Below are 24,844 nucleotides of genomic sequence, written 5' to 3' on the forward strand. Positions count from 1 at the left end.
GCAGGGGGGGCCGTCATCTGACGGCCCGCCTCCCTTGCTGCTGAGCCGATGACGTCTCTCTTTTCCAAGCGGTCGTGGACCTCCGTGCGTCGCAACGTACTGCCCTGCCTGCGATGGGGCACGGCCGCCGTGCTCACGCTGCTGCTGGTGCTGGATCTCGCGTTTCCACCCCCGCTGCCCAGGCAGCGCGACACCAGCACCCTGGTGGTCGCGCGTGATGGCACGCCGCTGCGCGCCTTCGCCGACGCGGACGGGGTGTGGCGCTACCCGGCCTCCGCCGACAGCGTCTCGCCGCTGTACCTGCAGGCCCTGCTGAACTACGAAGACCGCTGGTTCTGGCGGCATCCGGGCATCAATCCGTGGGGGCTGTTGCGGGCCGGCAAGCAATGGCTGTTCGAGCAGCGGATCGTCTCCGGCGGCTCGACCCTGACCATGCAGGTCGCCCGCATTCTCGATCCGCATAGCCGCACGCCGTGGGGCAAAGCCAAGCAGCTGCTGCGCGCGGTGCAGCTGGAGCTGCATCTGAGCAAGGCGCAGATCCTGGCGCTGTACCTGGAGCGCGCGCCCTACGGTGGCACCATCGAAGGCGTGGAGGCGGCAAGCTGGGCCTACCTGGGCAAGCCAGCCTCGCAGCTGTCGCATGCCGAGGCGGCGCTGCTGGCGGTGTTGCCACAGTCGCCCAGCCGGTTGCGTCCGGACCGCCATCCGGAGGCGGCTCAGCGTGCGCGCGACAAGGTGCTGGAGCGGATGGTGTCGCTCGGCGTGTGGTCACGCGAGGAGGTCGACGATGCGCGCATCGAGCCGGTGGTCACGCGCGCGCTGCAGCCTCCGCTGCATGCGGCATTGTTGGCCCAGCGCCTGCGCTCGGCGCAGCCGCGGGTGGCGCGGATCGAGAGCACGCTGGATATCGGCCTGCAGCGCACGCTGGAAGAACGCGTGTCTTCGTATTTCTCGCAGCTGCCCGAGCGCACCTCGGCGGCCCTGTTGGTGGTGGACAACCGCACGCTGGAGGCACGCGCCTATGTCGGCTCGGTGGCGTTCGGCGACAAGCAGCGGCTCGGCCATGTGGACATGGTGCAGGCCTGGCGCTCACCGGGCTCCACGCTCAAGCCGTTCCTGTACGGCATGGCGCTGGATGATGGACTGATCCATTCGGAAAGCCTGATGGTGGACGCGCCGCAGAGCTTCGGTGGGTACCGGCCCGGCAACTTCGATGCGGCCTTCAACGGGCCGGTCAGTGCCTCCACGGCACTGCGTCTGTCGCTGAACGTGCCGGCGGTGGACCTGCTGGACCGGGTGGGTTCGGCACGTTTCGCCGCACGTCTGTCTCACGCCTGCATCAATCTGCGCTTTCCGCACGGCAGTGCGCCCAATCTCTCGCTGATACTCGGTGGTACCGGCGCGCGGCTGGAGGACCTGGTCGGTACCTTCGCCGCGTTCAACCGAAACGGCATCGCCGGTCGAGTGCGATACACCGCCGCGGACGCCGTGATCGAGCGACGCCTGATGTCACCGGGCGCGGCCTGGATCACCCGCGAGATGCTCGAGTCCAATCCGCGCCCGGGCTATGGCGCCGGCACGTTCGATGTCACCGGCCGCCCCCGCGTGGCCTGGAAGACCGGCACCAGCTACGGCTACCGCGATGCCTGGGCGATCGGCACGACGCGCCATTACACGGTAGGTGTGTGGGTGGGGCGCCCGGATGGCACGCCGCTGCCCGGGCAGTACGGTGCGGTCACTGCGTTGCCGCTGATGTTCGAGGTGATCGACAGCCTGCCGCGCCAGGCCGGTGATGCCAGTGCGGCGCCGATGCCGGCAAGCGTGGCGCAGGCCGATATCTGCTGGCCGACCGGCGGCTTGGCCGAACAGACGGCGCCACCGCTGTGCCAGCGGCGGATGCCGGCCTTCGTGCTGGATGGTGCGGTGCCGCCTACCTTCGCCGAGCGCGAGGCACGGCTGTGGCAGCCGGGGCTGCAGCGCTTCCAGGTGGATGCACACACGGGGTTGCGACTGTCGCCGGAGTGCAGCCGGCCGCATGCGGCCGAGCCGCGTGAGATCGCGCGCTGGCCGGCGCTGTTGTCGCCGTGGCTGCCGCAGGCGCAGCGTCAGGCCTCACAGCTGCCGGCACTGTCACCCGATTGCAGCGCCGACGGCCGCGAGAGTGGCGGGACGCTGCATATCGAGGGGCTGAACGACCGTGCCACGCTCGCCCGCGCCCCGAATGCCGAGCACGGCGTGCGCCTGCAGCTGCGTGCGCTGGGCAACGAATCAACGGTGGATTGGTTGCTGGATGACCGCTGGATCGCCCGCACCGAGGGCGCGCGGCTTTTCCAGCGCGATTTCGATGAGGTAGGTGAGCACACGTTGACCGCGCTCGCTGCGGATGGGGCCTGGAGGCAGGTGCGGTTCCGGATCCTGCGCTGACGTTGCGCAGCGCAGATTCTGGTGGTGCCGGCCGGTGGCTGGCATCACACCGTGAACGGTAGTGCCGGCCTGGCCGGCACTGCACTCCGTTCGGATGCTGCGAGGAGCCGGCCAGCGGCCGGCACTACAGCGCCAGGAGTCGGCCGGCGGCCTGCATTATTCCCCGATCCAGCCGTCCAGCAGATCGGCGAATTCGTCGGCGTGTTCTTCTTCCTGCGCCAGGATCTCTTCGAGGATGCGCTTGGTCGTGGTGTCCTTGTCGCCCACGAAGTTGATCATCTCGCGGTAACTGTCGATCGCGATGCGCTCGGCAATCAGGTTCTCGCGAACCATGTCGCGCAGGTCGCTGCCTTCTTTGTACTCGGCATGCGAGCGCGCGGTAAGCGTATCCGGATTGAGGTCAGGCTCACCGCCGAGCTGCACGATGCGTTCTGCCAGCTTGCCGGCGTGCGCTTGTTCCTGCTGTGCGTGCTCCAGGAACTCGGCCTTGATCGAATCGGCGAGCATGCCCTTGGCCATGAAGTAATGGCGGTAGTAGCGCAGCACGCACACGTACTCGGTGGCGAGCGCATCGTTGAGCAGCTTGATCACCGCCTCGCGGTCGGCGCTGTAGCTGTCGGTGATCGCACCATCCTCGATGTCCTTGCGGGCTTTGGCGCGCAGGGTGGCGGTATCGCTGATGCCCGGCGGACGGGTGGTGTCCGGGGCGGCGTTCTGGGTGTTCTTGGCTGGCTTTGACATGGCTGGCCGGTTTCCTTTGGTGCGTGGGTCTAGCGGGGGAGATGCTCCAGCACGTACTGCGCCGAAGACACCTCGAATTTTCCGGGTTCCTCGATGAAGGTCTCGCGCACGACACCGTCGTCGACATACAGCGCGAAGCGGCGCGAGCGAATGCCCATGCCCGAGCTGCTGGCATCCATTTCCAGGCCCAGCGCACGGGTGAACTCCCCATTGCCGTCAGACAGCAGCTGCAGGCCATCGGGCACCTGTTGGCTCTCGCCCCAGGCCTTCATCACGAACGGATCGTTGACCGCCATGCAGAACACCTCGATACCGCGGTGGCGGAATTCGGGGAACTGCTCGATGAAGCCGGGCAGGTGCCGGGCCGAACAGGTCGGGGTGAATGCGCCGGGCACCCCGAACAGCACCGCTTTGCGCGAATCGAACAGGGCATGGGTATCGATGGTCTCCATGCCCTCGCGGATACGCTTGAGGGTGACTTCGGGAATGCGGTCGCCAACGTGGATGGTCATGCGGACTCCTTGGACACAGGCAGGGTAGTGAGGGGCATGGGATGGCCATGTCAACACGTTGAAAAGCCGCCGTGCAGACCCATCTGTGGCGGGAAAGGCGGGCCACGGGGGCAGCGTAGCCGTCTGTCATGTCCGCCGCATTGCGCAGGATCATTCGCGCCCGGCGTCACGGTGGGCCGGTCCGCAGCGGCTAGAATTGCGCGGACGGCGCCCGCCCACGCGGGTGGCCGAACTTAGTCGAGGTGTTTGGATGGAATTCAAGGATTACTACGCCACGCTCGGGGTGGAACCCACCGCGGGCGATGCTGAGATCAAGACCGCTTACCGCCGGCTGGCGCGCAAGTACCACCCGGATGTGAGCAAGGAAGCCGGGGCCGAGGACAAATTCAAGGCGGTCAACGAGGCTTACGAGGCGCTGCGCGATCCGCAGAAGCGCGCGGCCTATGACCAGCTCAAGGCGCAGGGCTACCGGCCCGGCGAGGAGTTCCATACCCCGCCGAACTACGGCGGTGGCCAGGGCTATGACTTCGAAGAGGTGTTCGGTGGCGGCGCCGGTGGCGGCGGCTTCAGCGATTTCTTCGAGAGCCTGTTCGCGCGCCAGCGCGGCGGTGGCGGTGGCCGCGCCAGTGGCTTCGGCGGCGCCAGCCAGGGCCCGCAGCCGACCCGCGATACCCGTGCCAAGCTGTCGGTGCCGTTGGAGGCCGCCTACCAGGGCGACAGCCTGCGCATCAACGTGGGCGGCAAGCAGCTGGATGTGCGCGTGCCCAAGGGCATCCGCCCGGGCCAGGTGATCCGGCTGGGCGGGCAGGGCACCGGTGGCGGCAACCTGCTGCTGGAAGTGGAATACGCCGAGCACCCGCAGTTCGAGGTGGATGGCCGCAACATTCTGTACACCCTGCAGGTGACCCCGTGGCAGGCCGCGCTGGGCACCAGCATCAGCGTGCCGACCCTGGGCGGTGCGGTGGAGCTGAAGGTGCCGGCCGAGTCCGATGCCGGCCGCAAGCTGCGCCTGCGTGGCCGCGGCCTGCCGGGCAACCCGGATGGCGATCAGATCGTGGAGCTGGAGATCATTGCGCCGGCGCCCACCGATGAGGCGCAGAAGAAAGCGTACAAGACGCTGGCCAAGGCATTCGGCGAGAAGGTCTGAGGCAGGTGGTGCGCGGCGTCCGGGTCATCGTTGCGCACTGACCAACGGTCGGTGTCTACCGGGGCGGCCGCGATTGCCTTCGCGGTAGAAGCCGACCGTTGGTCGGCTCACCGTGCCATCAGCTCACGCCGTCGGCGGTTCCTGGTGGCTGAAAACGCGCTCCAGCACCTCGGACAGCTCGTCTTCCGAGAACGGCTTGGTGATATAGGCCTTGGCGCCCTGGCGCATGCCCCACATGCGGTCGGTGTCCTGGTCCTTGGTGGTCACCAGGATCACCGGGATGTGCTTGGTCGAGGCGTCGCGTGCCAGCGTGCGGGTCGCCTGGAAGCCATTGAGGTTGGGCATGACCACGTCCATCAGCACCAGATCGGGCAGCTCGGCCTTGGCCGTTTCCACCCCGGCGGCGCCATCGGTGGCGGTCAGGATCTCGTGCCCGAGTTTTTCGACGATCCGCTGTATCCCCAACAGCTGCGACGGTGAATCGTCGACGATCAGAATGCGTGCCATGGTGTTCCCCGTGTGATGCCCGCAGTGTAGTGCGGGCCTCGCATTGTCGTGAAGCGCCGGGCGTGCCGTCCGTCGCCCGGCTGCCACGCTCAGTCGATTCGTACCACCGTGCGGCCGTGGTTGCCACCCGCGAGCAGGGTGTCGAACGCCGCCGGCAGGCCATCCAGCCCGACCTCGCCGGTGCAGATCGTCTCCAGATGCGCCGGCTTCCACTCGCCGCCCAGCCTTTCCCAGACCGCGTCGCGCAGATCACGCGGTGCGCTGGAGGATGAAACGCCCAGCAGCGACACCCCGCGGATGATGAAGGGCATTACCGTCATCTCCAGCGCCGGGCTGGCGGCGAGACCGGCACTGACCACCGAACCGTAGGGCGCGGTCTGCGCCAGCAGGCTGGTCAACATCGCGCCACCGGCATTGTCCAGACCTCCACCGAAGCGGGCCGATTCCATCGGCCGGGTGGTCGCCAGCACCTCGCGCGGCAGGACCTCGCGGGCACCGAGTCCACGGAGATAGCCGGCCTGGTCGGCCTTGCCGCTGATCGCATGCACCTCGAAACCGGCGCGGGTGAAGATATCCACCGCCAGCGAGCCGACGCCACCAGTGGCCCCGGTGACCGCCAACGGGCCGTGGGCAGGCGTCTGACGGTTGTCCAGCATGCGCACCAGGGCCAGCGCCGCGGTGAAACCGGCCGTGCCCAGGATCATCGCCTCGCGCGGGGTCAGGCCGGCCGGCTGGGGGATCACTGCGCTGGCGGCCAGGCGCACATACCGGCTGTAGCCGCCATCGCGGGTCTCGCTCAACCCGCAGCCGGTGGCCAGCACCGCGTCGCCCTCGCGGTAGGCCGGATCGGTGGAGGCGACCACGGTGCCGGCCACGTCAATGCCACCGACCAGGGGGAAGCGCCGCAGGATCTTACCCTTGCCGGTGCCGGCCAACGCATCTTTATAGTTGACCGAGGACCACTGCGCGCGGATCACCACCTCGCCGGGGTTGAGCTGGTCCAGACCGATCGGTTCCAGCCCGGCGTGGTAGCCGGTATCGTCCTGGTGGATGCGGAAGGCGTTGAACCGGTCGGGAATTGCCATGAAGATGCCTGACGGGGGGAAACCACCACCATACCCGCTGCGGTTATGAATCGTTCCCCGAGATGCGTGACCCCTTCCAATCCTGTCGATCTGCCCCATCTAGTAGAATCGACAACGTTTTAACGGTTGACGGTGCGGGAGTGGCCCGCAGGCAACCTTACCTTGATGGAGCGTGCATGGCCTGGAATACACCCGGCGGCAACAAGGGCGGACAAGGCCCCGACGAGAATCGACGTGGGCCGTTCGGTCCTCGCGGTGGCGGCAATGGCGGCGGTTGGGGCGGTTTGCCCGGTCCGCTGAAAGACCTGTTCGATGGCGGCATCCTGCGGTGGGTTGCAGTGGCTGCGGTGTTGCTGCTGCTGTTCTCCAGCTTCCAGCTGATCGGCGAACAGCAACGCGGCGTCGTGCTGCGCTTCGGTCAATTCCATCGCATCCTGCAGCCTGGCCCGAACTTCAAGCTGCCGTGGCCGCTGGAATCGGTGACCAAGGTCAATGCCACCGAGATCAAGACGTTCAGCAGCCAGGTGCCGGTCCTGACCCGCGACGAGAACATCGTCAACGTCTCGCTCAACGTCCAGTACCGCATCGATGATCCGCGCCTGTACCTGTTCGGCTCGGTCGATGCCGACCAGGTGCTGGAACAGACCGCGCAGAGCGCGGTGCGTGAGCAGGTCGGTCGTGCCGACCTCAACAACGTGCTGAACAACCGTGGCCCGCTGGCCGTGGCCGCCGAAGAGCGCCTGCAGGCCTCGCTCGGCAGCTACCGCACCGGTCTGTCGGTGACCGGCCTGACCCTGCCCGATGCCCGTCCGCCCGAGGAGGTCAAGCCGGCCTTCGACGAGGTCAACGGTGCCCAGCAGGTGAAAGAGCGTCTGATCAACGAAGCCCAGGCCTACGCGGCGAAGGTTGTCCCGGAAGCGCGCGGCCAGGCCTCGCGGGCCAGGACCACCGCCGAAGGCTACAAGCAGGCCGTGGTCGCCAAGGCCGAGGGTGATGCCGAACGCTTCAGCCTGCTGCAGGTCCAGTACAAGGACGCCCCGGAAGTCACGCGCAAGCGCCTGTGGCTGGAAACCGTGCAGAAGGTGCTCTCGGAGAACCGCAAGATCATCGGTGGCGATGGCCGTCAGCTGATCTACGTGCCGATGCCGGGCGACAACCGCACCAGCAGCACCAACGCCGCCCCGGCGGTGACCCCGGAAGTCATGCTGCCGTCGCTGCCTGCCAGCACGGCCGTCGATGGCGTTCGCAACACGGAGCGTCCGACGACGCGCCCGACCGGTCGTGAGGAGGGCAGCCGATGAGAAGTTCACTGTGGATTGGTCTGGCCGTAGCGGTCCTGCTCGGCCTGCTGGGTTCGGTTTACGTGGTCCGTGAGGACCAGACTGCGATGGTGCTGAACCTTGGCAAGGTGGTCCGTGCGGACATCAAGCCGGGCCTGCACTTCAAGGTGCCGCTGGTGGAAACGGTGCGCGTGTTCGATCGCCGCTTCCAGGTGCTCGACACCGCCCCGGCGCGTTACTTCACCGCCGAGCAGAAGGACGTCAGCGTCGACTTCTTCGCCATCGGTTACATCTCCGACGTGCGCGCGTACTTCCGTGCGACCGGCGGCGATGCCCGCGTGGCCAATGCCCGTCTGGCCCCGATCATCACCGACTCGCTGCGCAACCAGATCAACTCGCGCTCGTTGCAGCAGCTGGTGTCCGGGGATCGCAGCGAACTGATCGCCAACCAGCTGACCGGGATCAACGAGTCGGTCAAGGCGCTCGGCATGCAGATCATCGACCTGCGCATCAAGCAGATCGACCTGCCGACCGACAGCCAGGTGATCAACGATGTGTACGAGCGCATGCGCGCCCAGCGTAAGCAGGAAGCGGCCAAGCTGCGCGCCGAGGGTGAAGAGCAGTCGCTGACCATCCGTGCCCAGGCCGACCGCGAGAGCACCGTGATCGTGGCCGAAGCCGAGCGCGACGCCCAGCAGCTGCGCGGTGCCGGCGATGCCGACGCCGCCCGCATCTACGGCAAGGCCGGCTCGGCCGACCCGTCGTTCTACGCCTTCTATCGCAGCCTGGAGGCCTACCGTGGCTCCATGACCGACGGCAACGGCGTGATCGTGCTCGACAAGAACGACCCGTTCCTGCAGTACCTCAAGAGCGATCGCTGAGGCCGCAGGCGGTAGTCATCCACGGGGACCCGGTGCAGACCGGGTCCCCGTTTTGTTTGTGGAGATGTCATGAAAGATCTGTTCTCGGCCCTGTGCCTGGTCGCCGTGCTCGAAGGCCTGTTCCTGTTCGCCGCCCCGTTGGCCTGGAAGCGGATGGCCGAGCAGCTGCTGATGCTGCGCAGCAGCGCCCTGCGCACCTGGGGCGGGGTGATCCTGCTGGCGGGCCTGACCACGCTGTGGTGGTTGAAGCACTGAGCGGGTTACCGCCACGCGCCGGCACTCCCCGGGCGGCGGTCCTGACCGGCCGGTGAAGTCCACCGGCCCCCGGGGTGGCAGCGGCCACCGGAAACCCGGATAATGCACAAAAGCCGGACGGGCACTCTGTTTCAGAGTCACTCGTCCGGCTTTTTCCGTGTCTGGGTACTCCAGCGTCGGCGCGCTCCCCGCTGGAGCCCGCCACCCCGCGCTGAGCGGCCACCCCGGCATGGTCCCAAACCCGCGGCCCCGATGGCCGCACAAAAACCAGGAGTTACCCGTCATGGGTCAGTCAGTTGTCGTGTTGGGTGCCCAGTGGGGCGATGAAGGCAAGGGCAAGATCGTCGATCTGCTCACCGAGGAAATCGGCGCTGTGGTGCGCTTCCAGGGCGGCCACAATGCCGGCCACACGCTGGTCATCAATGGCAAGAAGACCGTGCTGCACCTGATTCCGTCGGGCATCCTGCGTGAAGACGCGCTGTGCCTGATCGGCAACGGCGTGGTGATCTCGCCGGCCGCGCTGCAGAAGGAAATCGCCGAGCTGGAAACCTCCGGCGTGGAAGTGCGTTCGCGCCTGAAGATCTCCCCGGCCGCGCCGCTGATCATGCCGTACCACATCGCCCTGGACCAGGCGCGCGAACGCGCTGCCGGCGGCAAGGCGATCGGCACCACCGGCCGTGGCATCGGCCCGGCGTATGAAGACAAGGTGGCGCGTCGCGGTATCCGCATCGCCGACCTGCATTACCCGGCCCAGCTGGAAGAACTCCTGCGCACGGCACTCGATTACCACAACTTCGTGCTGACCAATTACCTCAAGACCGACGCGGTCGACTTCCAGAAGACCTACGACGAAGCACTGGCCTTCGGCGAATACGTCGAGCCAATGAAGTCCGACGTTGCCGGCATCCTGCACGACCTGCGCAAGCAGGGTAAGCGCGTGCTGTTCGAAGGCGCCCAGGGCGCCCTGCTGGACATCGACCACGGTACCTACCCCTACGTCACCAGCTCCAACACCACCGTCGGTGGCGCACTGGCCGGTGCCGGCGTTGGCGCCGACGCGATCGACTACGTGCTGGGTATCGCCAAGGCCTACGCGACCCGCGTCGGCGGTGGCCCGTTCCCGACCGAGCTGGACGATGAAGTCGGCCAGGGCATCCGTGACCGCGGTGCCGAGTACGGCGCCTCGACCGGCCGCCCGCGTCGCTGCGGCTGGATGGACATCGTCGCGCTCAAGCGTGCCGTGGCCATCAACGGCATCAGCGGTCTGTGCATCACCAAGCTGGACGTGCTTGATGGCATGGAAAAGCTGAAGGTCTGCATCGCGTACGAGTACCGCGGCAAGCGTACCGAGTACGCCCCGCTGGACGCGCAGGGCTGGGAAGAATGCACGCCGGTGTACCTGGAGTTCCCGGGCTGGACCGAGAACACCCACGGCATCACCAATTGGGACGACCTGCCGCCGGCTGCCCGCGCTTACCTGCGCGCGCTGGAAGAGCTGGCCGGTTGCCCGGTCAGCATCGTCTCGACCGGCCCGGACCGCGACCACACCATGGTCCTGCAGGATCCGTTCGCCTGATCAGGCGGGCACTGACGGGCGATGCCTGGCGGTGCCACCCGGTGTAAATGAGAAAGCCCCGCGCGAGCGGGGCTTTTTCGTGGGCGCCATGCTGGCGATGCCATGGCATGCTGTGCGGCCTCTCAACCATCAGACGGGGCAGCATGGAATCTGCTGATCACGCCACCATCGGCATGAGCAACGCGAACCGCGCCCTGCATGCGGTGGTGTGCGAGCTGGAAGCGCTGTTGCGCGGCGACGGAGAAAACCACTGGGCCGATTGGATGCAGCGGGTCATCGCCCGCCTTGAGCAGGGCGATCCAAGTGCGCCGGAGAGCCTGCTGCGCGCCTATGGCGGCATGGGGTCGTTCAATGATCTTGCGTTGGGGCAGGACTACAGTAGTGGCCACTTCCAGTGGCGAGTGGACGCTGGTGAACTCAATGAGCGTCTGGACGCATTGCGCGGCCGTGCCTGGGAACTGGCACGGGCGATCCGGGATGCAACAGCCCGCCCGCGTTGATCACAACGCCTGCCGCCCCGTCAGCACCGGATAGGGGTTGATTGATTCGCCCTTCCACCACTGCTTTTCCGGGCCCAGTACATGGATCTCGAAATGCAGATGGGGTGCCTCCGGACTCGCGTTGCCCGTGCTGCCGACATAGCCGATCACCTCACCGCGCTTGACCGTCTTTTTCTCCGCCAGACCGTCGGCGTAGCGGTCCAGATGGGCGTAGTAATAGCAGTACCGACCGCTCGGTTCGAACTGGTACACGGTGAGCCCGCCCCGCACGCTGTCGAACAGTTTCTCGACGGTGCCGTCGGCGACCGCCAGCACCGGCGTGCCGTTCGGCGCCAGGATGTCGATGGCATCGTGCACGCGGCCATCGCTGCGCGCATCGGTGAAGGTGTCCTGCAACTGGTCCGCACGGATGCCCTGCACCGGCAGCAGCAGGGCCCCACCCGCAGTTGCAGGAGGCGATGCGACACCGCCGGCATCAGGCGCGGGCGGCAGGGGCGTGGTCGGGATAGGTGCGGGTGCGCGGGCCGGGGGGGATGGCGGCGGCGCATCGAGTGCGGCACGGGTGGAACTCGTGGCCGAGCCTACCTTCGCTGGTTCGGCGGCGCCGAGGCGGGCCGAGGGCCCTGGCCCCAGCAACCAATAGCCGACCACACCCAGCACCAGGCCCACCGCCAGCAGTCGCAGGGTTTTCATGCGCTTACTCCTGCATCACCACGGGCACGGAGGCATCCACCGCGTCGGCCACCTGCAGCGCATCCCAGTTGGTTAGGCGCACACAGCCGTGCGACTCGGTCTTGCCGACGTGGCCAGGCTCGGGCGTGCCGTGCAGGCCGTAATGCGGCTTGGAAATGTCGATCCAGACCACGCCGACCGGATTGTTCGGGCCCGGCGGCAGCACCGCCTTGCTGTCGCCGGCCTTGGCGTCCCAGAACAGCTTGGGGTTGTAGTGGAAGGTGGGATCGCGCGAGATGCCGAGGATCTTCCACTTCCCGATCGGCAGCGGATCATGCTTGCTGCCGGAGGACACCGGGAACTGCGCATACACCTTGCCCTCGGCATCGAACAGCCGCAGCGTCGAGTCGGATTTGTCGATCACCAGCTTGCTGGCCTTGGCCAGCGGCGTGACGGCGATATTGGGCACCTGGATCACGCTGCCGGCCTTGCCCAGGTCCACCCCGGGATTGAGCGTCTTCAGCAGGTCGGGCGAGGCGTGGAAGCGTTCACCGAGCGCTTCCTCCACCGAGCCGAAGCCCAGCGATGTCAGCTTGGCCTGTTCGGCCGGGCCCTTCGGGACGGGCTGGAACGGGCCGGCCACATCCTCGGCCGTCAGCGTGTAGCGCACCAGCGGCGGGGCGCTGTCCGGCTGCAGGGCCTTCCAGGTCGCATCGTCCAGCTCACCGGTCACCTTGATACCGCGGGCGGCCTGGAAGCCAGACACCGCGCGCTTCTGGTTGGAACCCACTTCGCCATCGATCTGCCCGGGAGAGAAGTGCGCGCGGTCGAGAAGCACCTGGGCATGCAGGTCCGAGCGCGGCCCGGTGGCCAGCGGCGTGCCGGCCGTGGCGGTCGTCGGTGCCGCGGCAGGTGCCGTCTGCGCAACCGCCCAGACAGGGGCCGCCAAGGCCAGGGCGAGGGCGGACAGGCGGGCGATCTGATGCAGGCGAAGGGTCATCGGCGATTCCAGGAGAGACGTGCTTCCACCATGCCTGCCGGACATGCGCAGCGGCCGTGAAAAGCCTGACGCGCGGCTGAGCAGGGTCACGGCCTCAGCCAATGTGTCCGCTACGTGAACCCGTTCACCCGTTGACACGCCCACGGATCAAGGCCGCCCAGGGAAGGCCGATACCAGTGCACCCCCCACGTTTGGAAGTTGTCATGGATTATTTGCGGAACGTCAGCGTCGTCTGGCGGCTTGGCCTGGGCTTTGGCCTGTTGCTGCTGCTGGTGGCTGCGGTCGTCGCCATCGGCGCGACCGGCAGCGCGGAACAGAAACAGTCGATGCAGCAGGTGGTCGAGGTCAATGTGGCCAAGGTCCGGCTGCTGTCGGAAATGCTCGATGCCAACAACCAGATGATGGTGGTCCGCCGCGAGATGCTGATCCGCCAGGGCGATCGCCTGGCCGATGACGAAGTGCGCATCGCCAACCTGGTGAAGCGTTACGAGGCCAGCTGGACTGCCTACCAGGCGTTGCCCACCAATGCTGACGACAAGGCGATCGGCGACGCCATCGCGGCTGCACGTGCGGTCGCGCGCCCGCTCAACAAGCAGATGAGCGAACAGCTCAAGCAGGGCGATTTCGCCGGTGCCACCGCGTTGACGCTGGGCGCTGTGCAGGAAGCAGCCAACGCCTGGAACAAAGCCCTCGGCGATGGTGTGAGCTACGAAGAAACGCAGAGCCGCCAGGCGGCCGCCGAGGCGATCCGGCTGGGTGAGCGCACGTTCCTGCAGTTGCTGGTGCTGGGCGCGATCGCGCTGGTGGTCGGCATCACTGCCTCGGTGTTGATCGGACGCAGCTTGACCGGCCCGCTGGCACGCGCCGTCGGCTTGGCCACCCGCATGGCCAAGGGCGACCTGGAGCAGGACTTCCGCCTGGGCGGCCGCGACGAAATCACCCAGCTGGGCAATGCGATGGCCACCGTGCGTCAGACCGTCCAGGGCGCGATCACCGCGCAGCTGGACATGGCCGGCCAGCATGAAGCCGGCGCCATCAGCTACCGCATGGACGAGGCCGCCTTCCCGGGCGATTTCGGGCGCATGATCCGCGCGACCAATGAGCTGGTCGGTTCGCACGTGGCCGTCGAGTTCCACATGGTGGAGGTGATGCAGCGCTACGCCATCGGCGATCTGAGCCGCGATCTGGACAGCTATCCGGGCGAAAAGGCCGTGCTGACCACCACCATGGCCACCGTCAAGGACAGCCTGATGGCGATCAACCAGCAGATCGAAACGCTGGCTTCGGCGGCGCGCGCCGGTGATTTCTCGGTGCGTGGTAGCGAGCACAGCTTCCAGTTCCAGTTCCGCGCGATGGTCGCCCAGTTGAACGGGATGATGGCCAGCTCGCAGAGCAGCATCGCCGACCTGTCGCAGGTGCTGCGTGCGATCTCCACCGGCGATCTGACCTCGCGCATGGATGGTCACTACGAAGGCGTGTTCGCGCAGATGCGCGACGATGCCACCGTCACCGCCGTGCAGCTGACCGGCATCGTGCAGCAGATTCAGGGCGCGGCGGGCAGCATCAACGATGCCGCACAGGAACTGGCCGCAGGCCACAACGACCTGTCGCGCCGCACCGAGCAGCAGGCGGCCAATCTGGAGGAAGCCGCGGCCTCGATGGAGGAGCTGACCTCCACCGTTCGGCAGAACGCCGAGCTGGCCAATCAGGCCGACCACGAAGCCCATGCGGCCGGTGCCGCGGTCAAGGCGACCGAGCAGGCCATCGCGCAGATGGCCGCCGTCATGAGCGAGATCGACCAGTCCTCGGCGCGCATCTCCGAGATTTCCTCGGTGATCGATGGCATCGCGTTCCAGACCAATATCCTGGCCCTGAACGCAGCGGTGGAAGCGGCCCGTGCCGGTGAGAACGGGCGCGGGTTCGCGGTGGTGGCGACCGAGGTGCGCACGCTGGCGCAGCGCGCCGGTACGGCGGCCAAGGAGATCAAGGACCTGATCGACGAGTCCAGCAGCAAGGTCAAGACCGGGCTGAGCGTGACCGTGCAGTCCGAGGCGGCGATTGCCCGCCTGACCCAGGCCAGCTCGCGCACCAATCAGCTGATGAGCGACATCGCCGCGGCTACCAAGGAACAGGCTGCGGGCATCGAGCAGGTCAACCAGGTGGTCGTGCAGATGGACCAGGTGACCCAGCAGAACGCGGCGCTGGTGGAAGAAGCCACCGCCGCCAGCCGCGCGCTGGAGCAGCAGGCCCACGCACTGACCGAATCGGTGGCGGTGTTCAAGCTGGACAACGCCGCAGCAGGCCTGCGCCGCCCGGTGGCACTGCAGGCAGCGTGACGGCTGGTGTGCGCTGAGTAAGACGAAAAGCCCCGCTTCGGCGGGGCTTTTTGATGTGAACCAACCGGCCGATCAGGCCGCAACGCCCGCTCAGTCGTCGTTTTCTTCGGCGGCTTCGCGGCCCTGCTGGCGGATCAGGGCTTCTTCGCGCGCATCATTGATGGCATGGCGCACGCCATCCAGATCGATGGTGCTTTCATCCTGCACGAACTCGCCGGTCAGCACGCTGTCCGGCAGTAGATCGCCGGCCTCGAACAGCGCCCACATCTCCTCGCCGTACCAGGTCTCCAGCAGCTCCGGTGCCCAGCGGCCCAGGTACGCGGTGAGGTTGTTGACGTCACGCAGCAGCATCGTGCGCGCGGCATTGTTGCCCGCCGCACTGACCACCTGCGGGAAATCGATTACCACCGGGCCTTCCGGGCCAACCAGCACGTTGTACGGCGACAGATCGCCGTGGATCAGGCCGCAGCACAGCATGCGCACGACCTGGCGGACCAGGATCTGGTGGAACTCGCGGGCCTGTTCCGGGCTGAGTTCAACCTCGCCCAGGCGCGCGGCGGAATAACCTTCGGCATCGGTGACCAGTTCCATCACCAGCACCCCGTGGAAGTAGCCATACGGCTCGGGCACGCGCACGCCGGCATCGCGCAGCTGGTACAGCGCATCGACCTCGGTGTTCTTCCAGGCCGCTTCCTGCTGCTTGCGGCCGTAGTTGCTGGCCTTGCCCACGGCGCGCGCTTCGCGGCTGCCACGGACCTTGCGGCCTTCCTGGTACTGCACGCGCTGCTGGAAGCTGCGCTGGGCCATGTCCTTGTAGACCTTCGCGCAGCGCACATCGTCGCCGCTGCGGACCACGTATACCGCTGCTTCCTTGCCGCTCTTGAGCGGGCGGAGCACTTCATCGATCACGCCGTCGTCGATCAGCGCCTGCAAGCCTTGAGGGGTCTTCACGGTATCTCGGGAATCGGCTGGCGCGGGGCCTGCCCTGGAGGGGGAGGGATTTTCGCATCTTCGGGCCGATGGAGCCATCGACACGGCGTCCGGCGGTCGGGTTGTTCAGCTGTGTGCACGCAGGCGACCGCTTGAAATCTGCTTCACATCCGCGCGGCAGGCTGGGGTCACTTCCCAAGGAGTGCTGCCCATGATGCTGTCCCTGCTGCGCCGCACCGGTGCCTTTCTGGCCCTGCTGCTCGCTGTCCCTGCAGTCCACGCCCGCCCCGCGGCGGCCGATACGGTACTGATCGTGGTCAGCGGCGAAGGCCGTGACCAGGGCAAGACCCGCCCCGGATTCGAGATGGACGAGTTTGCCCAGGCCTACCTGATCTTCCGCGACAACGGCCTGGCCGTGCAGGTGGCCAGCCCACGCGGCGGGCCGGTGGAGGCCGACAAGTTCGACCCGAAGGAGCCCTTCAACGCGCGCGTGCTGGCCGATCCGGCGGCGACCGCGTTGCTGGCCGATACCCGCGCCACCGCGACCCTGCGTGCGGCCGACTATGCGGCGGTCTACGTGGTTGGCGGCAAGGGCGCGATGTTCGATCTGCCCGCTGATGCCGCGCTGCGCACGGTGCTGGGCACGCTGCACGATCAAGGCGCCGTGGTCGCCGCCGTCTGCCACGGCCCGGCCGCACTGGTGGATGTGCGGCTGGCGGACGGATCACTGCTGGTCGCCGGGCGCCGCATGACTGGCTTCACCAATGCCGAGGAGGGCGTGTTCGGCAAGCGCTGGGCCAAGGAGTTCCCATTCCTGCTCGAAACGGCGCTGCGCGAGCGCGGCGCGCGCTGGGAGCAGGCGCCGCTGATGATGCCCAAGCTGGTAGTGGACGGGCGGCTTATCACCGGGCAGAACCCGTACTCCACGCCGGCGGTCGCCGAGGCGATCGTGCGCGCCACCGGTCGCACCCCGGTCGCCCGTACTCCTTGGCGCGATGAAGCCAGCATGGCGCTGGTGCAGCGCCTGCTCGACGGCGAGGGCGACGCGGTCAAGCGCGAGCTGTCCAGCAACCGCACCGGCTATCACGACCAGTTGATCGGCGTGCTCGGCTACTACCAGCTGCAGGCCGCGCAGGACGATGCGGCCGTGCGTGACGCCCTGGCGATCATGCAGCTGGCCGCGCCGTACATGAGCGAGCCGCAGCTGCCGCTGGGCATCGCGCGGGCGCACTGGCGGCTGGGCGAGGTGGAACAGGCGCGCAGCGTGCTCGGCAAACTGCTGGAAACGCACCCTGACATGGCCGAAGCTAAGCAGCTCAAGGACACGATCGAAGGCTGACGCCATGCATGACGGCCTGCACATCCTGGTCATCGAGGACAACCCGGCGCTGCGCGCCGGTATGGCCACTTTGCTGGAGGCGCGCGGCCATCGCGTGGCCTTCGCCGCCGATGGGCTCAGCGGCCTGCAGATGGCGCTGGATGAGCCACCTCAGGTGCTGGTCCTGGACCTGACGCTGCCGGGCATGGATGGCCTGCGCGTGTGCAGCCATCTGCGCGAGCAGGCCGACCGCCACATCCCGATCCTGATGCTGACCGCGCGCGACACGTTGGCCGACAAGCTGGTCGGCTTCCAGGCTGGTGCGGATGACTATCTGGTCAAACCGTTCGCCGGTGAGGAACTGCTGGCGCGGTGCCTGGCGCTGGCGCACCGGCATGTGCGGCGCGAGGGTCACATGCTGCGCATCGGCTCGCTGGAAATCGATCGCCGCAGCGGCAGCGTGACCCGCAGCGGCCAGGTGCTCGAGCTGCCGCAGACCGCGTATCGCCTGCTGGTGCTGCTGGCCGAGGCATGGCCGCGTACGGTGACCCGCAGCGAGCTGATCCGTCGGTTGTGGGGCGATGAGGCGCCACCGTCGGATCCGCTGCGCTCGCACCTGTACCTGCTGCGCCAGCTCCTGGACAAACCGTTTGATCGGCCCATGCTCAAGACCGTGCACGATGTTGGCTTCAAGCTGGAGGCCGACGCATGACGACGCGTGTGAATCGCCTGCGCAACCGGTTGATGCTGGCCTTCGCGGTGTTCGCACTGGCGGTGGCCAGTCTGTTCGGCCTGTACGTGGCGGTGTTCGTGTACAGCGTGGAGGATCGCTTCTTCGATGCGATGCTCGAACAGGAAGCGCAGCAGCAGCTGGATCAGCGCGCCGCGAGTGGCAGCTGGTCGCCGCCGCGCAATACGTTCATGACCGTGCATGAGAGCAGCGCCACGTTCCCGGCTGATCTGAAAACCGCGTTCGATGCCGAGCCGTGGCGGCACGAGTTCGCCGGCACCCAGGGACGTCACTATCACCTGCGCGCGCTGCAGCCGGGCGGCGCCGGTACACCAGGATGGCTGGTCGCCGAGGTCAGCCAGCAGCTGGTGGTGCGGCCGATGCGCCGCCAGATTCTGGGTCTGTTGGCCTGGTCCGGGCTGGCCGTGGTGGTGGTTGCCGTGCTGGCCGGTGCGTGGCTGGCACGACGCACCACACGTCCCTTGTCCAGACTGGCCGCACTGGTCGATGGGATGGCACCGGATCGGCTGCCAATCGGGTTCGCGCGCGACTTCCCCGATGATGAAATCGGCGTGCTCGCGCGGGGGCTGGACAACCTGACCGGGCGGGTGCGCGCCTTTGTAGCCCGCGAACATGCCTTCACCCGCGATGCGAGTCATGAGCTGCGCACGCCGCTGGCGGTGATCCGCAGCGCAACCGAACAGCTGGCCAACGAACCGGGGCTGTCCGCGGCCGGACGGCTGCAGCTGGAGTATGTACAGCACTCGGCGCGGCAGCTCGAACAGACCGTGATCACGCTGCTCACCCTGGCCCGCGAAGAAAGCGTTGAACAGGAGGCGCTGCCGCTGGCGGTGCTGCCGGTGCTGGAACAGGTGGTGATTGAACAGGCGGCGCTGCTGGACGGCAAGCCGGTGCAGGTGCGGGTCGATGTGCCCGGTGACGTACGCCTCACCGTGCCCGGGCCGGTGCTGCACATGCTGCTGGCCAATCTGGTCGGCAATGCGTTCGCGCACACGCGGGCAGGCGAGGTGCACATCGATGTCGGGGCCGGACGGCTGCGCATCCGCAACACCGCCCCGGCCGGTGACCCTGACACGATCCTGCGGCCTTTCGCCAAAGGCGAAGGCAGTGCCGGCTTCGGGCTTGGCCTGGCGATCGTGCACCGGCTGTGCGACCGCTTCGCCATCGACCTGCGTATCGAAGGAACCGAGCACGCCACGGTGGCCAGTTTCAGCGTGCACTGAAGCGGGGCGGTTCTCGCACCACATCCGCCCATTGCCACGCCCGCTTCCGTCCACCGCCAAAGTGCGCGATGCTCTGCTGAACGGGGAGGGCGCATGGGGAACAGGGACGAGGGCATCGCGACGGCCGCTGGCGGCGGGTCGCAGACACCAGCGGCGGATCAGACACCGACCGACTGGTCATTGCTGCCGGTCACGCATGGCAACGAAGACTCGATGGTCGCGGTGATCTGGCGCCTGCTCCGGCAGGAACCGGCGTTGATGGTGAGTGCGGGGTACGTGTTCCTGTCCGCGCTGGGGCTGTGGTCGAGCTATTTCTTCTACGTCAAGTTCCGACTGTCGATCCTGGATTACCTGCAGGTCAGCGACTTCCTGGTTGCCGGTCTGCGTGATCCGGCCTACATCCTGATCCTGCTGCTGGGCGCGCTGCTGGCGGTGCTGCTGGGCGGGCCGGAAACACTGCGGCGGCGCAACCCGGCCAAGGTGGCGCGCCTGCGTGCACGGCATTGGGGATGGCGGATGCTGTTCTCTGAATCGCCGTGGATGAACTGGGAGTTTTCCGGGTTCCGCCCGCTGACCGGCATGTGCATGGGCGTGGTCTGCTTCATGGCCATCGGTGCGGCGCTGTATGCGCTGAACAAGGCCGAAGCCATCCGCGATGGTCACGGTGGCACGCCGGTGCAGGTGATGCTCACTGGCGACGCTGCGGCCCTGCCAGGTACGGCGAAGCTTCTGGGCTCCAGCAGCGCGTTCGTGTTCCTGTGGTGGCCGGCGCAGCGGCGTGCCGAAGCCGTGCCGATCGGCTCGATCCGTCGGCTGCAGTCGATGGCCGTCCCCGTGAAGCCGGCGCCGATGCCCAAGCCGGCCCCGGCGGCCCCCGCGCCGCGCTGAGATCAGCGCGGCGCACCGCGCACGGCTCAGGCGAGCGTGCGCACCTTGGGCTCACGCGCCCACTGGCGTGTGGCGGCTGCGGCCAGGAAGCCCTTGGCGTCCTCGGCCTCCACCACGCCCGCATCGTTGCCGACGCGGGCGATCTTCAGCAGCGCCTGTGCACCGTCGTCGGCGGCGATCGCTTTGAGATGGGCCCAGGCGTCGCTGACGAAATCGATCGCAGCGGACTCCTTGCTGAGCTTCTTGGCAGCATCATTGCTGAGCACCACCGCGACCGCATCGAAGATCACCGACGGTGTGCCTGCCAACTGACCGTCTGCCGCCAGTGTCTTGCCGTCACTGAGCTTGGCGCCACCGATCTTGGGCGCGACCAGCTTGACGCTGGCGCCGGCCTTGTCGGCCGCTTTGCGCAGGTTGGCGATCAGTGCCGCATCGGAGCCCTCATCGAACAGGATGCCGATACAGCGGCCTTTGAGCAGGTCTTTGGTGCGGCCGATGATGCGCACTTCCGGCGCCTTCGGGAAATCCTGCGCCGGGGTCTGCGTGGCGGCGGGCTCGGGTAGCGCGGGCATCGCCAGACCGTCGGCCACGCGCTTGGCCAGTGCATCGTCGATGTTGCGCAGGTGACTCACGGTGCGCTCGCGCACCTTGACCGTCTCCACCTTGGAGAGCTCGAACACGAGCGCCGAGGCCAGATGCGCCTGCTCCGGCGCCTCCAGGCTGCGGAAGAACATGCGGGCCTGGCTGTAATGATCGGCAAAGCTGTCCGCGCGCACGCGCCCCTTGCGGCCGTCATCCGGTGCGGTTGCGTGACTGGGGAAACCGTCGGCACTCTCACGCGGGCTGTCGCCCTGCAGCGAACTCGGATCGTAGGCGACCCGTCCCTTCGGGATGTTCATCTGCATGTGGCCGTCGCGCTGATGGTTGGCGAACGGGCACTTGGGGGAGTTCACCGGGATCTGGTGGAAGTTGGGACCGCCCAGGCGGCTGAGCTGGGTATCCAGGTACGAGAACAGGCGACCCTGCAGCAGCGGATCGTTGCTGAAGTCGATGCCTGGCGGCACGTTGGCCGGGCAGTAGGCGACCTGCTCGGTCTCGGCGAAGAAGTTGTCCGGCCAGCGGTCCAGCACCATGCGCCCGATCACGGTCAGCGGCACCAGCGACTCGGGAATGATCTTGGTCGAATCCAGGTGATCGAACGGGAAGGCGTCGGCCTGTTCTTCGGTGAACAGCTGCACGGCCAGCTCCCACTCGGGGAAGTCGCCGGCGGTGATCGCCTCGAACAGATCGCGGCGGTGGAAGTCGTTGTCCGCGCTCTGCAGCTTGACCGCCTCGTCCCACACGGTGGACTGGATGCCCAGCTTCGGTCGCCAATGAAACTTGACGAAGGTCGACTCACCCGCATCGTTGATCAGCCGGAAGCTGTGGATGCCGAAGCCCTCGATGGTACGCAGCGAACGCGGAATCGTGCGGTCGCTCATCGCCCACATGATCATGTGCATCGATTCGGGCATCAGCGAGACGAAATCCCAGAAGGTGTCGTGCGCGCTGGCCGCCTGCGGGAAGGCGCGGTCCGGCTCCATCTTCACCGCATGGATCAGGTCGGGGAACTTGATCGCGTCCTGGATGAAGAACACCGGGATGTTGTTGCCGACCAGATCCCAGTTGCCTTCCTTGGTGTAGAACTTCACCGCAAAACCGCGCACATCCCGGGGGGTATCGACCGAACCGGCGCCGCCGGCCACGGTGGAGAAGCGGGTGAACAACGGGGTGCGCACGCCGACCTCGCTGAGGATCCGGGCCCGGGTGTACTCGCCAAGCGAGCGGGTCAGCTCGAAGTAGCCGTGCGCTGCACTGCCGCGTGCATGCACGATGCGTTCGGGGATGCGCTCATGATCGAAGTGGGTAATCTTCTCGCGCAGGATGAAGTCTTCCAGCAACGTGGGCCCGCGCGGCGTCGCGCGCAGCGAGTTCTGGTTGTCACCGACCGGGATGCCCTGGTTGGTGGTCAGCACGGGATGGCCATTGCCCGCACGCTGGTGCAGTTCATCCCCTTCGCCACGGACATCGGTGGCAGGTGCTGGGGCGTTCTTCGTGCTTTTCTTGCTGGCGGCCATGAGGCGACTCCGGGAGCTGGCGGGAAGGGGATGACCTCACACTGGCCGCCGGGGCGTTAATCGAGGGTGCGAAAACGCGGCGCTGCTTGCACCCGCGCTTCACATGCGGCGCCTCGGCGCTGGGTCGGCGGCGCCCGGGCGGGTATCCTTGCCCGCGTGTCCCTCCGTCTTTCCCAGCCGCATGCGCGTTGAACCCGCCGACATCGAAGCCCTGTTTGATGCCATCCCCGACGTCCTGTTCTTCATGAAGGACTGCGACGGGCGCTATACGCACATCAACCAGACCATGCTGCGGCGGTTGGGGCTGAAATCCCGCAAGGATGTGATCGGACGCACTGCCGCAGAGATCTACCCGACCGGTCTGGGGGCCGATTACGCCACCCAGGACGAGCAGGTGCTGGCCGGCAAGGTCATCGAGAACCTGATGGAGCTGCACCTGTTCGCCAACCGCGAACCGGGCTGGTGCCTGACCTGCAAGCGGCCGCTGCTGGTGGACGGGCAGATCCGCGGATTGATCGGTATCTCCCGCGACCTGGGCCAGAAGGACAGCCTGGGTACGCAGTACGAACAGCTTCGCCTCGCGCTGGCGCATCTGAATGCGCATTACGCCGAGAACGTGCGCATGCAGACCCTGCTCGACATCACCGGCTTCTCGTTGTCCAAACTGGAGCGCACCTTCCGCAAGGTGTTCCAGATGACCCCGCAGCAGGTGCTGACCCGGCTGCGCATCCAGATGGCGGTGCACCTGCTGCATGGCCCGGACAGCATCGCCAGCATCGGCCAGGCCTGCGGGTTCACCGACCAGAGCGCGTTCACCCGCAAGTTCAAGGCCGAGGTCGGGCTGTCGCCACGCGCCTACCGCGTCCAGATCGGCGAGCGCGCCGCTGCCTGAGGCGGGGTGGGGCTTGTGGCCTATGCCGCCGCGCGGCCGACAGGGTATGGTGACGCACTTGTTGCCCGCCAATCGATTCCGATGCCCGCATCCCAGACTCCGGCTCCTGCCACTCCGCCCGCCGATACCCGCCTGGGTCACGCGCTCAAACCCCGCCAGCTGATCATGATGGGCCTGGGCAGCGCGATCGGCGCTGGCCTGTTCCTCGGCTCCGGTGTGGGCGTCCAGGCCGCCGGCCCGGCGGTGCTGCTGTCCTATCTGGTCGCCGGCGCGCTGGTGATCATCGTGATGAACGCGCTCGGCGAAATGGCCGCGGCCAAGCCGACCAGCGGTGCGTTTTCGGTGTATGCCGCCGATGCCATGGGCGCCACCGCCGGCGCGACCGTGGGGTGGCTGTGGTGGGTGCAGCTGGTGATCGTGATCGCCGCCGAGGCGGTGGGCGCGGCCGGGCTGCTCGCCACCGTCTGGCCGGCCATTCCGGTGCCGATGGCGGCGCTGGCCTTCATGCTGTTCTTCACCGCGATCAACCTGCTCGGGGTGAAGAACTTCGGCGAGTTCGAATTCTGGTTTGCGATCCTCAAAGTCGCCGCGATCGTCGGCTTCATCCTGATCGGCGTGGCCCTGTTGATGGGCTGGCTGCCGGAGGTCACTTCGCCCGGCCTGCGCAACTTCACCGAGCACGGCGGTTTCATGCCGAAGGGGCTGGCCGGTATCGGTGCGGCGCTGCTGGTGGTGGTGTTCGCCTTTGGCGGCACCGAGATCGTGGCGGTGGCCGCGGCCGAAACCGAGGATCCCGAGCGTAGCATCGCCCGCGCGATCCGCACCGTGGCCTGGCGCATCCTGGTGTTCTACATCGGTTCGCTGAGCGTGATCATCGCGGTGGTGCCGTGGACGAGCGAGGCGCTGAAGTCGCCGTTCGCTGCCGTGCTGGAAGCTGCCAAGATTCCGGGCGCGGCGACGGCGATCACGCTGATCGCGGTGATCGCGCTGCTGTCGGCGCTGAACGCCAATCTCTATGGTGCGTCGCGGATGATGTATTCGCTGGCGCAGCGCCGTGAGGCGCCGGCGGTGCTTGGGTGGACCGATCCGCGCCAGGTGCCGATCATCGCGGTGCTGGCCAGTGTGCTGTTCGGTTTTGCGGCGACGGTGATGGAGCTGGTGTTCCCGGACAAGGTGTTGCCGGTGCTGCTCAATATCGTGGGTTCGACGTGTCTTCTGGTGTGGACGATTTCGTTGTTGTCGCAGTTGATTCTGCGTCATCGGGCGAATCGGGAGGGGACGCGGTTGCCGTTCCGGATGGCGGGGTATCCGTATCTGACGGTGATCGGGTTGGGGGTGTTGGCGTTGATTTTCGGTCTGCTGCTTTCCGAGTCGCACACGCGGTTGCAGTTCCTGTCGATGGCGGCGCTGACGGCGGTGATTGCGGCGAGCAGTGAGATTGCGCGCCGGGTGCGTGGTGGTCGGGACGGCTGACGTTCGACAGCCAACAGCCAACAGCCAACAGCCAACAGCCGTAGATTCGGGCCTCCGCTTGACTGGGCGGGCACGGGTGGGTTGTCGGGACCCGCTGCAAGTACGTCCTTGTAAGCTCGTATGCCGCCATCCATGGCGGCATACGGTCCCGCCAACCCACCCGTGCCCACCCCCTGACAGGGGGCTGGTGGGCAATGGGAAGTCAAAAGCACAACGCAGAACGCTGCCAAGCTGATGCCGGGCTGTTGGATGCACTGATGCTGGCAACTGGCAACACAACCCAACGCTCAAAGCTCAAAGTTCGACACTGGATACGCACTGCGTACTAGCAGTAGC

General features: G+C 67.1%; 22 protein-coding genes. 14 read left to right on the plus strand and 8 right to left on the minus strand.

Translation table 11 applies throughout. The features are described 5' to 3' along the window. The first annotated feature begins 48 nt into the window (after positions 1 to 48). Positions 49 to 2,424, plus strand: a complete 2,376-nt coding sequence (gene pbpC / locus ABE464_RS09525) for a penicillin-binding protein 1C (RefSeq protein WP_346471749.1) — start codon at positions 49 to 51, stop codon at positions 2,422 to 2,424. 156 nt (positions 2,425 to 2,580) lie between these two features. On the opposite strand, the gene ABE464_RS09530 is transcribed toward pbpC, so the two are convergent. Both ABE464_RS09530 and ABE464_RS09535 read right to left on the minus strand, forming a co-directional pair. After that, positions 2,581 to 3,165, minus strand: a complete 585-nt coding sequence (locus ABE464_RS09530) for a ferritin-like domain-containing protein (RefSeq protein WP_346471750.1) — start codon at positions 3,163 to 3,165, stop codon at positions 2,581 to 2,583. Between the two features lie 29 nt (positions 3,166 to 3,194). Next, positions 3,195 to 3,677, minus strand: coding sequence for a peroxiredoxin (locus tag ABE464_RS09535; RefSeq protein ID WP_346471751.1), 483 nt, complete (start codon positions 3,675 to 3,677; stop codon positions 3,195 to 3,197). A gap of 250 nt (positions 3,678 to 3,927) precedes the next feature. Here ABE464_RS09535 and ABE464_RS09540 point away from each other — a divergent pair, with 250 nt between their 5' ends. Next, on the plus strand, positions 3,928 to 4,824 hold the full coding sequence (locus ABE464_RS09540; RefSeq protein WP_123730487.1) for a DnaJ C-terminal domain-containing protein: 897 nt from the start codon (positions 3,928 to 3,930) through the stop codon (positions 4,822 to 4,824). Positions 4,825 to 4,947: 123 nt separating this feature from the next. On the opposite strand, the gene pilH is transcribed toward ABE464_RS09540, so the two are convergent. Both pilH and ABE464_RS09550 read right to left on the minus strand, forming a co-directional pair. Further along, on the minus strand, positions 4,948 to 5,331 hold the full coding sequence (gene pilH, locus ABE464_RS09545; protein WP_123730488.1) for a twitching motility response regulator PilH: 384 nt from the start codon (positions 5,329 to 5,331) through the stop codon (positions 4,948 to 4,950). 89 nt (positions 5,332 to 5,420) lie between these two features. Then, on the minus strand, positions 5,421 to 6,416 hold the full coding sequence (locus ABE464_RS09550) for a YhdH/YhfP family quinone oxidoreductase (RefSeq protein WP_346471752.1): 996 nt from the start codon (positions 6,414 to 6,416) through the stop codon (positions 5,421 to 5,423). A gap of 176 nt (positions 6,417 to 6,592) precedes the next feature. Between ABE464_RS09550 and hflK the strand changes: the two genes are divergently transcribed. The 5 genes from hflK (at position 6,593) to ABE464_RS09575 (ending at position 10,908) form a co-directional block, all read left to right on the plus strand. Then, entirely contained in the window at positions 6,593 to 7,717 is a 1,125-nt protein-coding gene (gene hflK / locus ABE464_RS09555; RefSeq protein ID WP_346471753.1) for an FtsH protease activity modulator HflK, read from the plus strand. Beyond that, positions 7,714 to 8,577, plus strand: a complete 864-nt coding sequence (locus ABE464_RS09560; RefSeq protein ID WP_019186091.1) for a protease modulator HflC — start codon at positions 7,714 to 7,716, stop codon at positions 8,575 to 8,577. The genes hflK and ABE464_RS09560 overlap by 4 nt, the downstream gene beginning before the upstream one ends. A gap of 69 nt (positions 8,578 to 8,646) precedes the next feature. Continuing rightward, positions 8,647 to 8,832, plus strand: a complete 186-nt coding sequence (locus tag ABE464_RS09565; RefSeq protein ID WP_121038863.1) for a DUF2065 family protein — start codon at positions 8,647 to 8,649, stop codon at positions 8,830 to 8,832. Positions 8,833 to 9,115: 283 nt separating this feature from the next. Next, entirely contained in the window at positions 9,116 to 10,408 is a 1,293-nt protein-coding gene (locus tag ABE464_RS09570) for an adenylosuccinate synthase (RefSeq protein WP_088432983.1), read from the plus strand. A gap of 143 nt (positions 10,409 to 10,551) precedes the next feature. Continuing rightward, a complete protein-coding gene (locus ABE464_RS09575; protein WP_346471754.1) occupies positions 10,552 to 10,908 on the plus strand; it encodes a hypothetical protein in 357 nt (118 codons plus the stop codon). On the opposite strand, the gene ABE464_RS09580 is transcribed toward ABE464_RS09575, so the two are convergent. Together ABE464_RS09580 and ABE464_RS09585 are read right to left on the minus strand one after the other, a co-directional pair. Beyond that, positions 10,909 to 11,601, minus strand: a complete 693-nt coding sequence (locus ABE464_RS09580) for a M23 family metallopeptidase (protein WP_346471755.1) — start codon at positions 11,599 to 11,601, stop codon at positions 10,909 to 10,911. It lies immediately after the preceding gene. A 4-nt stretch (positions 11,602 to 11,605) separates the two neighbouring features. Beyond that, positions 11,606 to 12,580 carry a L,D-transpeptidase gene (locus tag ABE464_RS09585; protein ID WP_346471756.1) on the minus strand — a complete coding sequence of 325 codons (975 nt, stop codon included), beginning with the start codon at positions 12,578 to 12,580 and terminating at the stop codon, positions 11,606 to 11,608. A 203-nt stretch (positions 12,581 to 12,783) separates the two neighbouring features. On the opposite strand from ABE464_RS09585, the gene ABE464_RS09590 reads away from it, so the two are divergent. Continuing rightward, positions 12,784 to 14,916, plus strand: a complete 2,133-nt coding sequence (locus ABE464_RS09590) for a methyl-accepting chemotaxis protein (RefSeq protein WP_346471757.1) — start codon at positions 12,784 to 12,786, stop codon at positions 14,914 to 14,916. Positions 14,917 to 15,006: 90 nt separating this feature from the next. On the opposite strand, the gene ABE464_RS09595 is transcribed toward ABE464_RS09590, so the two are convergent. Further along, positions 15,007 to 15,867 (minus strand): PA4780 family RIO1-like protein kinase, encoded by an 861-nt coding sequence (locus tag ABE464_RS09595; RefSeq protein ID WP_346471758.1) that lies wholly within the window; start codon positions 15,865 to 15,867, stop codon positions 15,007 to 15,009. Between the two features lie 190 nt (positions 15,868 to 16,057). On the opposite strand from ABE464_RS09595, the gene ABE464_RS09600 reads away from it, so the two are divergent. The 4 genes from ABE464_RS09600 (at position 16,058) to ABE464_RS09615 (ending at position 20,026) form a co-directional block, all read left to right on the plus strand. After that, on the plus strand, positions 16,058 to 17,185 hold the full coding sequence (locus ABE464_RS09600; RefSeq protein ID WP_346471759.1) for a DJ-1/PfpI family protein: 1,128 nt from the start codon (positions 16,058 to 16,060) through the stop codon (positions 17,183 to 17,185). Positions 17,186 to 17,189: 4 nt separating this feature from the next. Next, the gene (locus ABE464_RS09605) at positions 17,190 to 17,876 is read left to right on the plus strand and encodes a response regulator transcription factor (protein WP_346471760.1); all 687 of its coding nucleotides are present in this window, start codon (positions 17,190 to 17,192) and stop codon (positions 17,874 to 17,876) included. Next, positions 17,873 to 19,138 carry a HAMP domain-containing sensor histidine kinase gene (locus ABE464_RS09610; protein WP_346471761.1) on the plus strand — a complete coding sequence of 422 codons (1,266 nt, stop codon included), beginning with the start codon at positions 17,873 to 17,875 and terminating at the stop codon, positions 19,136 to 19,138. Before ABE464_RS09605 ends, ABE464_RS09610 begins: the two co-directional genes overlap by 4 nt. Positions 19,139 to 19,231: 93 nt before the next feature. Beyond that, positions 19,232 to 20,026 (plus strand): hypothetical protein, encoded by a 795-nt coding sequence (locus ABE464_RS09615; protein WP_346471762.1) that lies wholly within the window; start codon positions 19,232 to 19,234, stop codon positions 20,024 to 20,026. Between the two features lie 26 nt (positions 20,027 to 20,052). Here the strand turns inward: ABE464_RS09615 and ABE464_RS09620 are convergent, their stop codons facing one another. Next, positions 20,053 to 22,143, minus strand: a complete 2,091-nt coding sequence (locus tag ABE464_RS09620) for a catalase (protein ID WP_346471763.1) — start codon at positions 22,141 to 22,143, stop codon at positions 20,053 to 20,055. 181 nt (positions 22,144 to 22,324) lie between these two features. Here ABE464_RS09620 and ABE464_RS09625 point away from each other — a divergent pair, with 181 nt between their 5' ends. Together ABE464_RS09625 and ABE464_RS09630 are read left to right on the plus strand one after the other, a co-directional pair. Beyond that, positions 22,325 to 23,035 carry an AraC family transcriptional regulator gene (locus ABE464_RS09625; protein ID WP_346471764.1) on the plus strand — a complete coding sequence of 237 codons (711 nt, stop codon included), beginning with the start codon at positions 22,325 to 22,327 and terminating at the stop codon, positions 23,033 to 23,035. Positions 23,036 to 23,110: 75 nt separating this feature from the next. Then, the gene (locus ABE464_RS09630; protein WP_346472007.1) at positions 23,111 to 24,508 is read left to right on the plus strand and encodes an amino acid permease; all 1,398 of its coding nucleotides are present in this window, start codon (positions 23,111 to 23,113) and stop codon (positions 24,506 to 24,508) included. The last annotated feature ends 336 nt before the right edge of the window (positions 24,509 to 24,844 follow it).

The sequence above is a fragment of the Stenotrophomonas sp. TWI587 genome (assembly GCF_039674145.1).
Classification (GTDB): domain Bacteria; phylum Pseudomonadota; class Gammaproteobacteria; order Xanthomonadales; family Xanthomonadaceae; genus Stenotrophomonas; species Stenotrophomonas maltophilia_AY.

Bases quoted from the DNA above. Each gene is read 5' to 3' on its own strand.
- pbpC (WP_346471749.1), top strand. From the start codon at position 49: ATGACGTCTCTCTTTTCCAAGCGGTCGTGGACCTCCGTGCGTCGCAAC.
- ABE464_RS09530 (WP_346471750.1), bottom strand. From the start codon at position 3,165: ATGTCAAAGCCAGCCAAGAACACCCAGAACGCCGCCCCGGACACCACC.
- ABE464_RS09535 (WP_346471751.1), bottom strand. From the start codon at position 3,677: ATGACCATCCACGTTGGCGACCGCATTCCCGAAGTCACCCTCAAGCGT.
- ABE464_RS09540 (WP_123730487.1), top strand. From the start codon at position 3,928: ATGGAATTCAAGGATTACTACGCCACGCTCGGGGTGGAACCCACCGCG.
- pilH (WP_123730488.1), bottom strand. From the start codon at position 5,331: ATGGCACGCATTCTGATCGTCGACGATTCACCGTCGCAGCTGTTGGGG.
- ABE464_RS09550 (WP_346471752.1), bottom strand. From the start codon at position 6,416: ATGGCAATTCCCGACCGGTTCAACGCCTTCCGCATCCACCAGGACGAT.
- hflK (WP_346471753.1), top strand. From the start codon at position 6,593: ATGGCCTGGAATACACCCGGCGGCAACAAGGGCGGACAAGGCCCCGAC.
- ABE464_RS09560 (WP_019186091.1), top strand. From the start codon at position 7,714: ATGAGAAGTTCACTGTGGATTGGTCTGGCCGTAGCGGTCCTGCTCGGC.
- ABE464_RS09565 (WP_121038863.1), top strand. From the start codon at position 8,647: ATGAAAGATCTGTTCTCGGCCCTGTGCCTGGTCGCCGTGCTCGAAGGC.
- ABE464_RS09570 (WP_088432983.1), top strand. From the start codon at position 9,116: ATGGGTCAGTCAGTTGTCGTGTTGGGTGCCCAGTGGGGCGATGAAGGC.
- ABE464_RS09575 (WP_346471754.1), top strand. From the start codon at position 10,552: ATGGAATCTGCTGATCACGCCACCATCGGCATGAGCAACGCGAACCGC.
- ABE464_RS09580 (WP_346471755.1), bottom strand. From the start codon at position 11,601: ATGAAAACCCTGCGACTGCTGGCGGTGGGCCTGGTGCTGGGTGTGGTC.
- ABE464_RS09585 (WP_346471756.1), bottom strand. From the start codon at position 12,580: ATGACCCTTCGCCTGCATCAGATCGCCCGCCTGTCCGCCCTCGCCCTG.
- ABE464_RS09590 (WP_346471757.1), top strand. From the start codon at position 12,784: ATGGATTATTTGCGGAACGTCAGCGTCGTCTGGCGGCTTGGCCTGGGC.
- ABE464_RS09600 (WP_346471759.1), top strand. From the start codon at position 16,058: ATGATGCTGTCCCTGCTGCGCCGCACCGGTGCCTTTCTGGCCCTGCTG.
- ABE464_RS09605 (WP_346471760.1), top strand. From the start codon at position 17,190: ATGCATGACGGCCTGCACATCCTGGTCATCGAGGACAACCCGGCGCTG.
- ABE464_RS09610 (WP_346471761.1), top strand. From the start codon at position 17,873: ATGACGACGCGTGTGAATCGCCTGCGCAACCGGTTGATGCTGGCCTTC.
- ABE464_RS09615 (WP_346471762.1), top strand. From the start codon at position 19,232: ATGGGGAACAGGGACGAGGGCATCGCGACGGCCGCTGGCGGCGGGTCG.
- ABE464_RS09620 (WP_346471763.1), bottom strand. From the start codon at position 22,143: ATGGCCGCCAGCAAGAAAAGCACGAAGAACGCCCCAGCACCTGCCACC.
- ABE464_RS09625 (WP_346471764.1), top strand. From the start codon at position 22,325: ATGCGCGTTGAACCCGCCGACATCGAAGCCCTGTTTGATGCCATCCCC.